The organism is Arthrobacter psychrochitiniphilus (assembly GCF_003185915.1).
GTDB classification, from domain to species: Bacteria; Actinomycetota; Actinomycetes; order Actinomycetales; family Micrococcaceae; genus Specibacter; species Specibacter psychrochitiniphilus.
In genome coordinates, this window is the sequence record NZ_QHLZ01000003.1 from 149,348 (window position 1) to 164,749 (window position 15,402).

12 protein-coding genes and 1 pseudogene are annotated in these 15,402 nt (G+C 61.7%); 11 read left to right on the forward strand and 2 right to left on the reverse strand.

The genetic code is table 11. From position 1 onward, the window contains the following. Window positions 1-5 precede the first annotated feature (5 nt). A complete protein-coding gene (locus tag CVS29_RS06250; RefSeq protein WP_179442481.1) occupies window positions 6-551 on the reverse strand; it encodes a helix-turn-helix transcriptional regulator in 546 nt (181 codons plus the stop codon). An 80-nt stretch (window positions 552-631) separates the two neighbouring features. Between CVS29_RS06250 and CVS29_RS06255 the strand changes: the two genes are divergently transcribed. The 3 genes from CVS29_RS06255 (at window position 632) to CVS29_RS06265 (ending at window position 4,336) form a co-directional block, all read left to right on the forward strand. After that, window positions 632-2,017 (forward strand): cystathionine beta-synthase, encoded by a 1,386-nt coding sequence (locus tag CVS29_RS06255; RefSeq protein ID WP_110105485.1) that lies wholly within the window; start codon window positions 632-634, stop codon window positions 2,015-2,017. A gap of 2 nt (window positions 2,018-2,019) precedes the next feature. After that, on the forward strand, window positions 2,020-3,207 hold the full coding sequence (locus tag CVS29_RS06260; protein ID WP_281268037.1) for a cystathionine gamma-synthase: 1,188 nt from the start codon (window positions 2,020-2,022) through the stop codon (window positions 3,205-3,207). A gap of 421 nt (window positions 3,208-3,628) precedes the next feature. Then, window positions 3,629-4,336, forward strand: coding sequence for a LysM peptidoglycan-binding domain-containing protein (locus tag CVS29_RS06265; protein ID WP_110105487.1), 708 nt, complete (start codon window positions 3,629-3,631; stop codon window positions 4,334-4,336). 145 nt (window positions 4,337-4,481) lie between these two features. On the opposite strand, the gene CVS29_RS06270 is transcribed toward CVS29_RS06265, so the two are convergent. After that, on the reverse strand, window positions 4,482-5,885 hold the full coding sequence (locus CVS29_RS06270; protein WP_110105488.1) for an amidohydrolase: 1,404 nt from the start codon (window positions 5,883-5,885) through the stop codon (window positions 4,482-4,484). A gap of 96 nt (window positions 5,886-5,981) precedes the next feature. On the opposite strand from CVS29_RS06270, the pseudogene CVS29_RS06275 reads away from it, so the two are divergent. From CVS29_RS06275 to CVS29_RS06310, 8 genes and pseudogenes are all read left to right on the forward strand, one after another. Next, window positions 5,982-6,730 (forward strand): annotated as a pseudogene (locus CVS29_RS06275) (SDR family oxidoreductase). A 226-nt stretch (window positions 6,731-6,956) separates the two neighbouring features. Further along, window positions 6,957-7,049, forward strand: coding sequence for a K(+)-transporting ATPase subunit F (gene kdpF, locus CVS29_RS06280; RefSeq protein ID WP_211315095.1), 93 nt, complete (start codon window positions 6,957-6,959; stop codon window positions 7,047-7,049). 8 nt (window positions 7,050-7,057) lie between these two features. Then, a complete protein-coding gene (gene kdpA / locus CVS29_RS06285) occupies window positions 7,058-8,713 on the forward strand; it encodes a potassium-transporting ATPase subunit KdpA (protein WP_110105661.1) in 1,656 nt (551 codons plus the stop codon). Continuing rightward, window positions 8,710-10,836, forward strand: a complete 2,127-nt coding sequence (gene kdpB / locus CVS29_RS06290; protein WP_110105490.1) for a potassium-transporting ATPase subunit KdpB — start codon at window positions 8,710-8,712, stop codon at window positions 10,834-10,836. Before kdpA ends, kdpB begins: the two co-directional genes overlap by 4 nt. Window positions 10,837-10,840: 4 nt before the next feature. Continuing rightward, complete coding sequence (gene kdpC / locus CVS29_RS06295) at window positions 10,841-11,422, forward strand: potassium-transporting ATPase subunit KdpC (RefSeq protein ID WP_110105491.1); 582 nt, start codon at window positions 10,841-10,843, stop codon at window positions 11,420-11,422. Window positions 11,423-11,443: 21 nt separating this feature from the next. Then, window positions 11,444-13,984: a DUF4118 domain-containing protein gene (locus CVS29_RS06300; RefSeq protein WP_110105492.1), complete on the forward strand. Its 2,541-nt coding sequence runs from the start codon at window positions 11,444-11,446 to the stop codon at window positions 13,982-13,984. Next, on the forward strand, window positions 13,981-14,655 hold the full coding sequence (locus CVS29_RS06305) for a response regulator (protein WP_110105493.1): 675 nt from the start codon (window positions 13,981-13,983) through the stop codon (window positions 14,653-14,655). The genes CVS29_RS06300 and CVS29_RS06305 overlap by 4 nt, the downstream gene beginning before the upstream one ends. A 104-nt stretch (window positions 14,656-14,759) precedes the next feature. Then, on the forward strand, window positions 14,760-15,362 hold the full coding sequence (locus CVS29_RS06310) for a PadR family transcriptional regulator (protein WP_170120913.1): 603 nt from the start codon (window positions 14,760-14,762) through the stop codon (window positions 15,360-15,362). Window positions 15,363-15,402: the final 40 nt, after the last annotated feature.

Genomic DNA, 15,402 nt, shown 5'->3' on the forward strand with positions numbered 1-15,402 from the left:
CCACGTTAGGCGTTTGCCGGGGGCCGGGCTTCTTCATTTCTGCTCGACTGGATAGCAGGTTGAGCAAGGGCATGGGCAGCACTTTGCGGTGCACCGTGAGAGTCACCGTCCGTGCCACTGTTCCGAGCTGGGCGGGTGGCCACCCTCATGAAGCAGGGCGGCAAGGCTTCGATGGCGCTGTGGTCGCGGGACTTATAACTGCTGGGCGTCTCGCCCATGACCTCTGTGAATCGGGAACTGAATGAACCCAATGAGGTGGCACCCACGGCCATGCACGCATCCGTGACCGAAACGCCCGCACGGAGCAGCGCCGAAGCCCGCTCAATACGCCGGGTCATGAGATATGAATAGGGGCTCTCGCCGTACGCCGCCCGGAATTTGCGGGAAAAGTGTGCGGGTGACATGAACGCCTTCGCCGCGATCGTGGGCACATCCAGCGGCTGGGCGTAGTCCCTATCAATCAGATCCCGGGCCCGGCGCAGCAGTGTCAGCGTGGTGATCTCATCCCGGCTCACTCCAGGTGGTGAGGGGGCGCCTGCGGTGGAGAGCATAGTGCCAAGTTTATTATCCAAAATGCCCCCGGGAGTAATGTTCCTTGGCCGCTTCCTCCCGCGGGGTCTACGTTGGAGCTATGAAGTACGCGAACTCTGTCCTTGACCTGATTGGCAACACCCCGCTGGTAAAACTGAACAAGGTGACAGCGGGGCTGGAGGCCACAGTGTTGGTCAAGCTGGAATACCTGAATCCAGGCGGCTCGGCCAAGGATCGCATTGCCGTGAAAATGCTGGACGAGGCTGCGCGGGAAGGCAAAATCAAGCCCGGCGGTACCGTGGTGGAGCCCACCAGCGGCAACACGGGCGTGGCCATGGCAATGGTGGCGCAGCAGCGCGGCTACAAGTGCGTTTTTGTAGTCCCGGACAAGGTGGGCGTGGACAAACGCGCAGTCTTGGCGGCCTATGGGGCGGAGGTGGTGGTGACACCTACTGCGGTGGCGGCCGATTCCCCGCAGTCCTACTACGGCGTCTCCGACCGTTTGGTGACGGAAATCCCGGGAGCCTACAAACCTGACCAGTTCTCCAACCCCAACGGCCCGTTGAGTCACTATGAAACCACCGGCCCGGAGGTTTGGCGCGACACCGAAGGCAAGCTCACCCACTTTGTGGCCGGCGTGGGTACCGGCGGCACCATCACCGGAACGGGCCGCTTTCTCCGCGAAGTTTCTGCGCACCGTGCCGAGGCCGACGGCGGTGAGGTCCAGATCATCGGTGCCGATCCGGAAGGCTCCGTCTACTCCGGAGGCACGGGAAGGCCTTACCTGGTGGAGGGGGTGGGCGAGGACATTTGGCCCGACTCCTATGACCCGTCCGTCCCGCACAAGATCATCGCGGTCTCCGACAATGACGCCTTTGCCATGACCCGACGCCTGGCCCGAGAAGAAGGCCTGCTGGTGGGAGGTTCCTCCGGCATGGCAGTGGTGGCCGCGCTGGAAGTGGCGAAGGGGCTGGGAGCCGGGTCCGTCGTCGTAGTGCTTCTGCCGGACAGTGGCCGCGGCTACTTGGGGAAGATCTTTGACGATGCCTGGATGCAGTCGTACGGCTTCTTGAAAGTCACCGATGAACCCGCTATCGGCGACGTGCTCAAAGCCAAAACGGGCCAATTACCGGATCTGGTCCATATCCACCCCAACGAGACCGTCCGTGACGTCATCAACTTGATGGCCGAATACGGTGTCTCCCAAATCCCCGTGCTCTCGGCCGAACCTCCCGTGGTGATGGGGGAAGTGCTTGGCGCGGTGGATGAACGCACACTGACCGGCAAATTGTTCCGGCACGAAGCCAAACTGACAGATAAAATCACCGAACACATGCAGCCGCAACTACCCATCATCGGATCTTTGGAGCCCATCTCCGCTGCCCGGGCCAAACTGCAGGACGTAGATGCGCTCATGGTCACCTTTGTTGGTGCGCCCGTGGGTGTGCTGACCCGCCACGATTTGCTGAACTACCTCAACGACTGACCATTTCCAGACGAAGGAACAAGACCATGACTGAAGGCTTCAACACCCGCGCCGTCCACGCCGGACAGACCCCCGATCCCACCACGGGCGCCGTCATCCCGCCGCTGTACCAAACCACCACGTTCGCCCAGGACGGGATCGGCAAGCTGCGCAATGGTTATGAATACGGCCGCGGCACCAACCCCACCCGTGACGCGCTCCAGGCCCAGCTCGCAGCACTGGAGGGCGGGGAGTTCGCGTTCAGCTTCGCCTCGGGATTGGCCGCCGAGGACGCCCTGATCCGGGCGCTGCTGGTACCGGGGGATCACATCGTCATGGGCAACGACGTCTACGGCGGCACCTACCGGCTCATCAACAAGGTCCTGTCCGTGTGGGGCATCAGCAACGCTGCTGTTGACATGTCCGACGCCGGGGCGCTGGCTGGCGCTGTTGCCGCCGGCGGCCCCGAAGGTGCGACGAAGATGATCTGGGTGGAGACGCCGTCGAACCCGATGATGAAAATCACCGATATTGCCGCGCTTGCGCAGGTGGCCCACGAGGCCGGAGCGCTGCTGGTGGTGGATAACACCTTCGCGTCCCCCTACTTGCAAAATCCGCTGGCACTGGGCGCCGATGTGGTGGTGCATTCCACCACAAAGTACATTGGCGGACACTCGGATGCCTCCGGCGGGGCCATCATTCTTTCCGATCCCGAGGCCGCCGAGAAGATCGGCTTTGTGCAGTTCGCGGTAGGTGCGGTTTCCGCGCCGATGGAGGCGTGGTTGACCACGCGCGGACTCAAGACGCTCGGTGTGCGCATGGACCGGCACTGCTCCAACGCCCAGAGCATTGCCGAATGGCTGCTCACCCGGGCTGAGGTTGAACGCGTGCTGTACCCGGGCCTGGCCTCACATCCAGGACACGAGCTGGCAGCGCAGCAGATGCGGGGTTTTGGCGGCATGATCTCAGTGCAGTTCAAGGGTGGGGAAGCTGCGGCCCGGAAGGTGGCCGAAGCTACCCGCGTGTTCACCCTCGCGGAGTCCTTAGGCGGTATTGAATCGCTGATGAACTACCCGTCCGAGATGACGCACGCCTCCGTCAAGGGCACCGAGCTGGCAGTGCCCGTGAACTTGATCCGTCTCTCGGTGGGAATAGAAGACATCGAGGACCTGCTCGCAGACCTGGAGCAGGCACTGAACACGCTGGGATAGCCGCTAGCCACCGTCCGCTAGCCACCACACCAGACGGTCCCGCAGGTTAGGGGCTTAATTCAGGGACGCTCCCGCACTTAAAAAGTGTGGGAGCGTTTCTGCCGTTGTGGGCGGGATGATCGGCAGGCAGGCACAGGCAGCCAAGAGGAGTTGAATCCCTGAATACACTAACTATCTGCGGGAAAGTATGTCGAAAAGGTAACAGTTTCCTGATTTGCGTATCGATTGCATATCGTTTTATGGTGGGTTATGCCCTACGGGGCGGGTGGCAGCTTTGCCCCCACGATTGCCCGGGCCTTCCTACACCGCACACCGTCATGCGGAAGGCTACGGAAACAACCTCCATATTTATAGGTTGGACGGTGGCGTGTAGATGTCCGGGGACGGGTGGAGCGCAGGTGGCCTTCGGGAGAACGCATCGATGAAGAATACTAAAATTACTCGCAACATTGCCCGTGTGCTCGCCGTTGGCGCCATTGCCGGCGGTGGTTTGGCCATAGCTGGAACAGGTGCGAACGCTGCTGACGGCAGTACTTGGGATGCCTTGGCACAGTGTGAAAGCGGTGGCAACTGGGCCATCAATACCGGCAACGGTTTCTCCGGTGGGCTGCAGTTCACACCTAGTACTTGGGCCGCCTTTGGTGGTTCAGGCGCTCCGGAAAGTGCTTCCCGGGAGCAGCAGATTGCGGTTGCCGAAAACGTACAGGCCGGCCAAGGCTGGGGCGCATGGCCCGCGTGCGCCGCCCAGCTTGGTCTGAGCGGAGGCGGCGGAGCGGCGTATTCGCCCGCAGCCGTGCCGCCAGCCCCTGCTCCGGTGGCCGCGCAATCCTCCGATGTTGCACCCCTGCAGCAGGCCCCGGTAGAGCAGGCACCACTTGAGCAGGCCCCGGTGGAACAGGCTCCACTTCAGCAGGCACCCGTGCAACAGGCTCCCCTTGAGCAGGCACCCGTAGCCCAGGTGGCGCTCAGCGGTGAGACCTACACCATTGAATCCGGCGATACCCTCAGCATCATCGCCGAGAAGTTGAATATCACCGGCGGTTGGGAAGAGCTGTACCAGGCCAATGTGGACACTGTGATCCACCCCGACCTGATCTTCACCGGTGCAGTCCTGAACCTGCCGGCCTAAGTGCCAGAACGGGCACAGGCCCAGTAAAAAAGCGCTGGCCCGCACCCGTCCTGGGGTGTGGGCCAGCGCTTTTTGCTGACCTAAGAGGTTTGCTGTCCTAGGAGATTCACCTCCCCAACAGCTCTGCCGTCCCCTACAGCTCCGGCTACCCGCGGGACGCCACGGCAGCTACCCGGGTGACGGCGTCGTACGTGTAGACGGGTTTACCGGCAATGAACACGGCCGTGGCACGCGCCATGACGTCCAAGGGGTCACCGCTCCACAGCACCAGGTCCGCGTCCTTGCCCACCTTCAGCGAGCCGATCCGCTCCGCCAGGCCCAACACGCGCGCCGGGTTGATAGTGATGGCTCGCAGCGCGGTAACCCGGTCCAGGCCCTCACGCACCGCAAAGGTGGCCTGGTGGACCAAAAAGTTGATGGGGACCACGGGGTGATCGGTAATGATGGAAATCTCCACACCAGCCTCCGCCAGCTTCCCCGGATTGGCAAGGGAACGAGCGCGCAATTCCGGCTTGGACTTGCTGGTGAACAACGGGCCAATCAACACGGGCGTGCCGCGGACGGCCAGCACGTCAGCCAAAATATGCGCCTCGGTGCCGTGGTCAATAACTAGGTCATAGCCGAACTCATCGGCCAGCCGGATCGCGGTGGCAACGTCGTCCGCGCGGTGGCAATGTTGACGCCAAGGAATCTCGCGGCGCAGCACCATGGCCAAGGCCTCTAGGTGGGCGTCGCGGGGGCGCGGTTCCGGCTTGGCCAGCCAGTTCTGCGCCTCCATAAACGCCTGCCTGATGACCAACGCCGTACCCAACCGGGTGGAGGGAGTCTGTTTCTTCTCCCCGTACACGCCCTTGGGATTTTCCCCGAGCGCAGATTTCAGGCCGCTGGGGGAGCGCAGCACCATTTCCTCAATGTAACGCCCATGCGTGTGGAGGGCCACGGCTAGTCCGCCAATCGGATTGCCGGAGCCCGGGTTCACGTTCACGGTGGTGATGCCACCGGCTAGAGCGTCATCAAAGCCTGGGTCAAAGGGATCCACGGCGTCAACGGCGCGGACTCCTGCCATGACGGGGTTGGTCATCTCATTGACGTCACTTGTGGCGCCCAGCTCGCCTTCGGGGTCCATGCCCAGATGCACATGCGCATCGATAAAGCCGGGCAGCAGCCACTGGCCCTTGGCGTCCACCACATCGGCGCCTTCCGGCACCTGGAGGGAGGCGCCCAAGGCCAAAATCTTCCCGCCCTCAACTAATACGGTGCCATCAAAAGGCTCGCCTTCCACCGGCACCACATGGGCGTTGGTGATTGCCAGGACACGTTTCTTCGCAGCTTCAGCGGCCGTGCGGATGGCGGCACTGATGGACGCCGTATCCGGCTTCTTCGCCGCGGCGGGAACAGGCCTCTGTCCAGCCTTCCCAGCTTTCCCGGCCCCAACTCCTGTGGCGGGCCGCACCGGAACCGAGCCTGGTTTCCCTGCGGGAGCGGCAGCTCTGCGCGTCACACGGCCAGGGACGAAACCGGGGTTGGGGGTGGGCTGTGAGCTGCTCATGACTGCCTTTCGCATACCAATAGTGGACTACTTACAAGCTATCGCGTTTGTTTTCGCACACGCCGGGGCACACCGCAGCCAGCGTAGGCTATCGGGATGAAAAGGAAAACAGCGCTCATTACCGGTGTTGGCCGAACCGCCGGGATTGGTGCAGCCATTGCCCGGGTGCTCGCGGCGGACGGCTGGGACTTGGTCTTGAACTACTGGCAGCCTTACGACGAACGCATGCCCTGGGGTGTCCAGACCGATGACGTGACCGCGCTAACCGCCGAGCTCGAAGCCGCGGGAGCCACTGTGTGGTCCCTGCCGGCGGACCTCGGGGAGCCGGCCGCCGTCGGGCTTCTCATGGCGCAGATTGCGCAAGACGTGGGGACGTTGGCTGGTCTGGTGCTCTCACACTGCGAGTCGGTGGATTCCGGGATTCTGGACACCAGTTTGGAGAGTTTTGAGCGTCACTTCGCCGTCAATGCAAGGGCCGGTTGGCAGGTCATTGCGGCATTTGCCCGCCAAGCCACAGCTGACGGCGGTGCCATCGTGGCGCTGACCAGCGACCACACAGCGTTCAACCTGCCATACGGCGCCTCGAAGGGGGCTCTGGACCGGATTGTCATTGCTGCCGCAAGGGAGTTGGGCGGGCAGAGGATCAGTGCCAATGTGCTCAACCCCGGCCCCGTGGACACCGGCTGGATGGATGCGGCCACCAAGGACAGTCTCACTGCGATGCAGCCCGGTGGCCGGCTCGGGACTCCCGCCGATGTGGCGCCCACCGTGGCATTTCTGCTCTCCCCGGGCGGGCGCTGGGTGAGTGGCAGCTGATTAAGGCTGACGGCGGGTTCTCGGCGTAGCTCACCACCACTGGTGCGTGCCGTTTGCCTGGCAATGGTGCGCCACTATTGGAGCTGCGCACCATTGCTAGGCATATGGGGTGCAGTTGCAAAGCGGGGATGATCAGGAAGCCGTCAAGAATCCTCGGGACGGTGTTAAGAACCCGTAAAAACAGGCGCTGGGAGCGTTCCTTGGGTGTGCGATAGATGCAGACATCAACGCACACTGCAAAAGGGGAACTGAAAAGTGGAATTGGTTACATGGATTATTTTGGGGCTGGTGGGACTGGGGCTGCTGGTGTACCTGCTCGCGGCCCTCATCCGGCCCGAGAAGTGGTGAACGCGGCCATGGAACTTAACGCTTTCGCGCTGGCCACCCAAATCGCTGTGCTCATAGTGGCTCTCGGTGCCCTGCATCAACCACTGGGCAAATATTTGGCGGCAACGTTTAGCAGCCACAAGCACCTGGCCGTGGAGCGCGGTCTGTACAGACTCTCAGGTGTAGATCCTCAAGCAGACCAACATTGGAAGGTATATCTGCGCTCACTGTTGGCCTTTAGTGTGGTCTCGATCGTGGTGTTGTTCTTGTTCCAACTGCTCCAAGGTGTGCTGCCCTTCAACCAGGGCCTAGGCTCCGTTGATCCCTGGGTGGCCATGAACACGGCAGTCTCGTTTGTGACCAACACCAACTGGCAGACGTACGCACCGGAAACCACCCTGGGCTTCGGGGTACAGATGCTGGGCCTGGCCGTGCAGAACTTTCTCTCCGCCGCCGTGGGTCTGGCTGTCGTGGTTGCACTGATCCGAGGGCTGGTGCGCGCCCAAACCTCTAACCTGGGCAACTTTTGGGTTGATCTAACCCGCGGGGCCCTGAGGGTACTGCTGCCCATCAGCATCATTGGCGCCCTGGTACTAATCATCACCGGCGTTGTGCAAAACTGGGGCGGCACCGACATCCACACCCTTGTCACGGGCGCTCAGCAAACCGTTCCCGGCGGTCCCGTTGCCTCCCAGGAAGTTATCAAGCTCCTAGGCACCAACGGTGGCGGCTACTTTAACGCCAACTCCGCCCACCCCTTTGAAAACCCCAATGCTCTTAGCAACCTCTTTGAGGTGTTCTTGATCTTGCTGATTCCGTTCTCCTTACCTGCCATGTACGGGCGGATGGTGGGTGACAAACGCCAGGGCTACACGCTTCTTAGTGTCATGGCCGCGTTCTGGATCATATCAACGGCACTGATGGGCTGGGCGCTTGCCGCATTCGCCGGGACCGGAACCAGTCTGGGCGAAGGCCTTGAGCAACGGTTCGGTGCCAACGGAACTGCTTTGTTCGCCACCGCCACCACGCTGACCTCAACCGGAGCCGTCAACGCCGCTCACGATTCCCTGCCGCCCTTGGCAGGTGGACTGGCCATGGTGAACATGATGCTGGGCGAAATTGCTCCTGGCGGCGTGGGCTCGGGTCTCTACGGGCTGCTGGTGCTCTCAGTAGTGGCCGTCTTCATCGGTGGGCTCATGGTGGGACGAACCCCGGAAATGCTGGGCAAGAAGGTGGGCGCCGCGCAAATGAAACTGGTCGCCATTTACATCCTGGTCACCCCAACACTGGTGCTGCTGGGAACGGCCATCACCGTCTCGATTCCTGCGCTCGCCGCTGCCGCCCCGGCCGAGGGACCGCATGGCTTCAGCGAAGTCCTGTACGCCTTCACCTCGGCAGCGAATAACAACGGTTCCGCCTTTGGTGGCATCACCAGCTCCGGTCCGGCGCTGGCCACCATGTTGGCACTAGCCATGTTCTTTGGCCGGTTCCTGCCGATCGCCCTGGTGCTGGCCCTGGCCGGTTCCTTTGCCAAGCAACGCAAGATCCCCAATACTGCCGGCACCCTCGCCACACACGGTCCGCTCTTTGCGGTGCTACTTGGCGCAGTTGTGCTGATCCTCACCGCACTCACTTACTTCCCGGCGCTCGCCTTGGGCCCGGCTGCTGAAGGACTGCTCAAATGAATCTAACCACCCTCCGTGCGGCGCTGCCCTTGGCGTTGTCCAAACTCAACCCGCGTCTCATGATCCATTCTCCTGTTATGTTCACCGTGCTGATCGGGTCCATCCTGTGCACAGCTGTGAGCATCCAACAGCTCATCCTGGGCTCCTCCACAGCTGTGTTTTCTGTCAGTGTCACAGTCTGGTTGTGGCTGACCGTGCTGTTTGGGAACCTGGCCGAGTCCATTGCCGAGGGCCGTGGCAAGGCCCAGGCGGACAGCCTGCGTTCAGCTCGCACCTCTGTCATGGCACGACGCCGGAGCTCGGCTTTGGTGCCCGCCGGCCAGTTCGCAGATACTCAGCAGCGCTACAGCGAAGAAATGGTTCCCGGCACCGACCTGGTGGTGGGGGACGTGGTGATTGTTGTGGCCGGGGAACTGATCCCCAGCGACGGCGACGTCATCGAAGGCCTGGCCAGCGTTGACGAATCCGCCATTACGGGCGAATCAGCACCTGTCATCCGCGAATCTGGCGGGGATAGGAGCTCGGTCACGGGCGGGACCATGGTGCTCTCGGACCGGATTGTGGTGCGTATTACTGCAGCCAGTGGCAAAACGTTCCTGGACCGGATGATCTCCCTCGTCGAGGGCGCCACCCGGCAAAAAACACCCAACGAGATTGCGCTGAACGTGCTGTTGGCCTCCTTGACCATCGTGTTCGTGGTGGCCATCATGACCCTGGCACCCATGTCCGCGTTCGCCAACGCCCTGCCCAGCCCCGTGGTCTTGGTAGCCCTGGTGGTCTGCCTGATTCCCACCACTATTGGGGCATTGGTGCCGGCCATTGGCATCGCTGGCATGGACCGGCTTATCCAGCGCAATGTGCTGGCTACTTCCGGACGGGCTGTGGAAACAGCCGGGGACGTAACCACGTTGTTGCTGGATAAGACCGGTACCATCACGTACGGAAACCGCCGGGCCGTGGCATTCATTGCGGCTGACGGCATCAGCGCCAACCAGCTGATCGAAACCGCCAGATTATCTTCTTTGGCCGATGAAACCCCTGAGGGCCGCTCCATTGTGGAACTGGCCGACTTCCCAACTGATGGCGGATCTGAAAGGCTTGACTCTGGTGCACTCGGCGCCACGCAGGCGCTCAGTGCCGATGTTGAAGTTATAGAGTTCAGCGCCACCACTCGTATGAGCGGGCTCAACCTGCCTGTAGGCCACTTGGCCAACCCGGGCAGCACCGTCCGGGAGGTCCGCAAAGGTGCCGGATCCGCCGTCGAACGCTATGTCAGTGAGCGCGGTGGATCCTTGCCGGCGGAAATCCACCAGGCGGTGGAAAATATTTCCGGAACCGGTGGCACCCCGCTGCTGGTGGCCAGCTATGACGGCGAGCGCGCCCAAATTTTGGGTGTTATTCATTTGGCGGATGTGGTCAAACCCGGTATGAAGGAACGGTTCGCCGAGCTTCGGGCCATGGGCATTAAGACCATCATGATCACCGGGGATAACAAGATCACGGCAGCGGCCATTGCGGCCGAAGCCGGCGTGGATGACTTTGTGGCTGAAGCCACCCCGGAGGACAAGCTGGCCGTCATCAAAGCGGAGCAGGAGTCCGGGCGTCTGGTGGCGATGACAGGAGATGGCACCAATGATGCGCCGGCTTTGGCCGCCGCGGATGTGGGTGTGGCCATGAATTCGGGTACGAGTGCGGCCAAGGAAGCGGCCAACATGGTGGACCTGGATTCCGATCCCACCAAGCTGATCGACATTGTGGGCATTGGTAAGGCGTTGCTTATCACCCGAGGTTCGCTGACCACGTTCTCGGTGGCCAACGACGTGGCAAAGTACTTCGCCATTGTCCCTGCCCTGTTCGCGGCCACGTTCCCAGGACTGGGGCTGCTGAACATTATGGGACTGTCCTCCCCGCAGAATGCCATTCTCTCGGCCGTGATTTTCAACGCCCTGATCATTGTGGTGCTGGTGCCGCTGGCGCTGCGCGGGGTGAAGTACCGGGCGGTGTCCGCAGCTCAGGCGCTATCTCGGAACTTACTGGTATACGGGCTGGGCGGCATGATTGCCCCGTTCATCGGTATCAAGCTCATTGACCTTGTTCTTTCTGCCATCTCGACGATTGGTTAGCACTATGAACGCCTACGGACGTCAACTATTTACCGCCTTGCGCTTCCTGTTATGCACCACAGTGGTCCTGGGTTTGCTCTACCCGGCACTGGTCTTCGGGCTGGGCCAGCTCATTGCTCCGGCCCAAGCCAATGGTTCTATCGTCTCCGTTGATGGGAAAGCTGCCGGGTCTTCGCTGCTTGCCCAGCCCGTCACGGGAGAGGAATTCTTCTACCCCCGGCCCTCCGCTGTGGCGTGGGATGCGGGGAGTTCCTCAGCCAGTAACTTAGGACCGAACCAACCAGCGTTGATGGAGGCCATCGAGACGAACAGGGCCGAGGTGGCTGCCCGGGAAAAAGTGACACCCGGCACCATTCCCCTTGATGCACTGACGGCCAGCGGCTCCGGACTAGATCCGCAGATTTCCGTAGCCTATGCGCAGCTGCAGCGCCCACGGGTCGCTAGAGCAACAGGGCTAGGGGAGTCCACGGTAAGTGAACTTATCAGGGCAAATACTAACAATGCCTTGCTTGGTTTCTTAGGTCAGCCCTCGGTCAACACCACCACGTTGAACGCCGCACTTCTTCAAGCGCGGACGAATCCCTAAGGTACTGCGAGAATAGGCGCTATGGCACGGGGTATCTTACGGATTTTCTTGGGCGCGGCACCCGGTGTGGGCAAAACCTACACCATGCTGGAGGAGGGCCGCGCCCAAGCCGCGGCAGGGATAGATGTGGTGGCGGGCATCATTTTGGACCACGGACGGGCCCAAACTCGTGCTCAGGTGGGAAACCTAGAAGTGTTGCCCACCGTGTGCATCCCCTACCGGGACGCAGACTTCCAAGAGCTCGACGTCGCGGCCCTCCTTGCGCGGCGTCCAGCCTTGGCGCTGGTGGATGAGTATGCGCACAGCAATGTGCCAGGATCTGCCAACTCCAAACGCTGGCAGGATGTTGAACAGTTACTGGCAGCCGGGATAGATGTCTACTCCACCCTGAATGTTCAGCACCTTGCCTCCTTGGGGGACGTGGTGGAGACCATCACCGGTGTGCGGCAGCAAGAAACCGTCCCCGATGACATTGTGCGCCGGGCCGAACAGATCGAGCTGGTGGATATTGCCCCGGAGCTGCTGCGCCAACGCCTGAGTGTGGGAAAAATCTATGCCAGCGACAAAGTTGATGCCGCATTGGCTAACTATTTCCGGCTGGGAAACCTGACGGCGCTGCGTGAGCTGGCCCTGCTGTGGCTGGCGGACCGTGTGGAGGAAGGTGTTGCACAATACCGCCAGAGCCACGGCATTGAAACCAGCTGGCCCATCAGGGAGCGGGTGGTTGTTGGCTTGACCGGTGGTGTTGAAGGGGAAGTCCTATTGCGCCGTGCGGCCCGGATCTTGAGCCGGGTCAGTGGAGGGCAACTTCTGGCTGTGCACGTGCCCCGCTCGGACGGAGTGAGCGGCAGCGCCCCGGCCGCCTTGGAGACCCAACGTCAACTCGTCACCGATCTTGGCGGAACCTACCACTCCGTAGGAGGCGATGACCCCGGACAAGCCCTGTTGGAATTCGCCCGTAACGTGGGCGCAACCCAAATCGTCATTGGAACCTCCCGGCGCAAGCCACTGCTGGGCGTTTTGGCACGGCCCGGCATTGGGGCAATGGTGGTGCGTAACGCCGGCGATATTGACGTCCATATGGTCCCGCACCCCTTGGGCGCCACCACCAAGCGCATGCGCAACCGTAGCGAGATTAACAAAAAACGGGTGGTCTTGGGCTTCGTTTTGGCCGCTGTACTGCCTATTGCCGTGCAAGTGGGCACGGGGCCACTGAGCCTGCAAACCACCATGGTCATCCAATTGGCAGCCACCATTGCAGTCGCGCTTGTGGGTGGGCTGTGGCCAGCCATTGTGGCAGCGGTTTGGGGCACGCTCTTGTTGAACTATTTTTCCGCCCCGCCGGTGAGAACCTTGACCATCAATGACCCCGAGAACCTGCTGGCACTAGTTATCTTCTTGCTGGTGGCGGTGGCCGTGGCGCTCGCCGTGGACCAGTCAGCCAGGCGTTCGCGGGAAGCCACGCGAGCCGGTGCTGAGGCCGCAACGTTGAGTGAATTGGCCCGCGGAATCTTGGCCTCTCAAGACACCGTTCAGGTGTTCTTGGAGCAGGTCCGTGACCACTTCGCCATGACATCTGTGGTGCTCTTTAGTGGCAACGGCAGCGACTTATCCACATGGCGGGCGGAGGCCTCAGTAGGGGAGAGCCCGCCGGCCACCCCGAACGAGGCCGAGAATGTTGAAGAAATTTCGGAGCGGTGGTTGTTGGGGCTCAGCGGGAGGGTGTTGCCGGCGAGTGACCGCAGGCTGCTCAGTGCCTTTGGTGCCCACTTGATGGCGCTGGAGCAACGGGAAGCGTTGACCCTGACACAGCGGGAAAATATCCAACTATCCCAAGACAATAAGATCCGCACCTCCGTGCTGCGGGCTGTCTCCCACGATCTGCGCACCCCGCTGGCCGGCATCAAGTTATCCGTAAGTAGCCTGCGGCAAACCGAAGTGGAGTTCTCGGATGCAGACGAGGCCGAACTGTTGGCAACCATTGAACATTACACGGACAAAATGGACGCCCTCGTTGGAAACTTGTTGGATATGTCCCGGCTCAGCGCTGAGATAGTCAGTCCCGTGAGTGGACCCGTGACCTGGACAGAGGTGCTTCCAGCGGCGCTGCACGGACTCCCGCAAGAACGAATCCATAGCGAACTACCCGCGAATATGCCACCCATCGAGGCTGATCCGGGCCTACTGGAACGCGTGATCGCCAACATCGTTGAAAACGCCATCAAATATGCTCCGGACTCTTCCATCACGGTCCTTGGCTCCATTGGCGGCAGTGGCAGCGCCACCATCAACGGCCACCCCGCCAGCGAATTGCGCATAGTGGACCATGGCAAGGGTGTCCCGGCAGCCGATGTCATGGCCATGTTCAAACCCTTCCAACGCCTCGATGACGTCTCTTACGGTCCGCAGGGCGGCACCGGTGTGGGGCTGGGGCTGGCCGTTGCGAAAGGTTTCACCGAGATCATGGGTGGCATCCTAGAAGCCGAACAAACTCCCGGCGGCGGATTGACCATGATCATCCGCATGCCACTGTCCACCGGAAGAGTGAGGGCCCAGCCGTGAGCACAGTCTTGATCGTCGATGACGAACCCCAGATCCTGCGCGCCCTCCAGATCAATCTGCATGCCCACGGGTATACGGTGGTTCCGGCCTCTAACGGAACCGCTGCATTGGCGGCGGCACAAACCCAGGCGATTGACGTCGTCGTCCTTGATTTGGGGCTTCCCGACATGGACGGGCTGGATGTGATTGCCGGACTACGCGGCTGGACCGAGGTGCCCATTATCGTGCTCTCTGCCAGGCACGGTTCGCACGACAAGGTCGAGGCGCTCGACGCCGGAGCCGACGATTACGTCACGAAGCCGTTTGGGCTTGATGAACTGCTGGCGAGGCTGCGCGCGGCCACCCGTCGGGCAGGTCCGCAGGCGGCCGAACCGCTCGTAGAGACGGCGGAGTTCACTGTTGACCTGGCCAACAAGCTGGTGCAGCGCGGGGGTGCGCCGGTGCGGATGACGCCCACCGAATGGAGTGTCCTGGAGCTGTTGGTGCGCAATCCCGGCCGGCTTGTCAGCCAGCAGCAAATCCTGACCGAGGTGTGGGGGCCGGCGTATGCCAAGGAAACACACTACCTGCGCGTCTATATGGCGCAGCTGCGGCGCAAGCTAGAGCGCGACCCCGCCAATCCTGTGCATCTGTTGACGGAGGCCGGCATGGGGTACCGATTCGCGCCGTAGCTACCTGACAAGTTCCGGCAAGCCTGCGCGAGTGGGGCGCTTCACAGTAAAATATGTGCCGTTTGGTAGCTCATGGTCATAATCGCATTAGTAAGATTATGACTATGACGAAACGTTCGCCCCTGGCACTTGCCGTGCTTGCCCTGTTGATGGAAATGCCCATGCACCCATACCGCATGCAGCAACTCATCACCTTGCGTGGCAAGGACAAGGTTGTTAACGTCAGCCAACGCGCCAGCCTTTACAGCACCATTGAACGGCTCACCCGCGACGGTCTGATCCGGGTCGCCGAGGTGGAGCGTGATGGCTCCCGCCCCGAACGCTCCGTCTATGAAATATCCGACGCCGGACGCGCCACCGCCCGTAACTGGCTCACGGACATGCTCTCCGTGCCTAAGCGCGGCTTTCCGGAATTCCATGCGGCGCTGGCTCATGCACCGGTGCTAAAGCCCGAGGAACTCGCCGGGCTGTTGCGCATTCGCCGGGACGCCGTCGCCGTCGAGGCATCCGAACTCCAAGCAGAGCTGAGCGCCGTCTCAGCCTTCCTGCCCCGTGTGGTCCTGCTGGATGCCGAGCTCATTGTCCGCACCCGCGCCACGGAACTTCACTTCCTTGAGGACGTCCTGAGCAGCCTGGATTTGGGCACCATGAGCTGGAGCCGGGAATCCCTGGCCGCACTCTCGCATGCCAACGAACACAGCCTGTAACCACCCAGCCGTTAACCCAGCCGTCAACCCGGCGCCGTCA

What these genes read in the sequence shown, in the direction of transcription:
- kdpB (WP_110105490.1), top strand. Translation starts at nt 8,710, where the DNA reads ATGAATCTAACCACCCTCCGTGCGGCGCTGCCCTTGGCGTTGTCCAAA.
- CVS29_RS06250 (WP_179442481.1), bottom strand. Translation starts at nt 551, where the DNA reads ATGCTCTCCACCGCAGGCGCCCCCTCACCACCTGGAGTGAGCCGGGAT.
- kdpC (WP_110105491.1), top strand. Translation starts at nt 10,841, where the DNA reads ATGAACGCCTACGGACGTCAACTATTTACCGCCTTGCGCTTCCTGTTA.
- CVS29_RS06255 (WP_110105485.1), top strand. Translation starts at nt 632, where the DNA reads ATGAAGTACGCGAACTCTGTCCTTGACCTGATTGGCAACACCCCGCTG.
- CVS29_RS06300 (WP_110105492.1), top strand. Translation starts at nt 11,444, where the DNA reads ATGGCACGGGGTATCTTACGGATTTTCTTGGGCGCGGCACCCGGTGTG.
- CVS29_RS06270 (WP_110105488.1), bottom strand. Translation starts at nt 5,885, where the DNA reads ATGAGCAGCTCACAGCCCACCCCCAACCCCGGTTTCGTCCCTGGCCGT.
- CVS29_RS06265 (WP_110105487.1), top strand. Translation starts at nt 3,629, where the DNA reads ATGAAGAATACTAAAATTACTCGCAACATTGCCCGTGTGCTCGCCGTT.
- kdpA (WP_110105661.1), top strand. Translation starts at nt 7,058, where the DNA reads ATGGAACTTAACGCTTTCGCGCTGGCCACCCAAATCGCTGTGCTCATA.
- CVS29_RS06310 (WP_170120913.1), top strand. Translation starts at nt 14,760, where the DNA reads ATGACGAAACGTTCGCCCCTGGCACTTGCCGTGCTTGCCCTGTTGATG.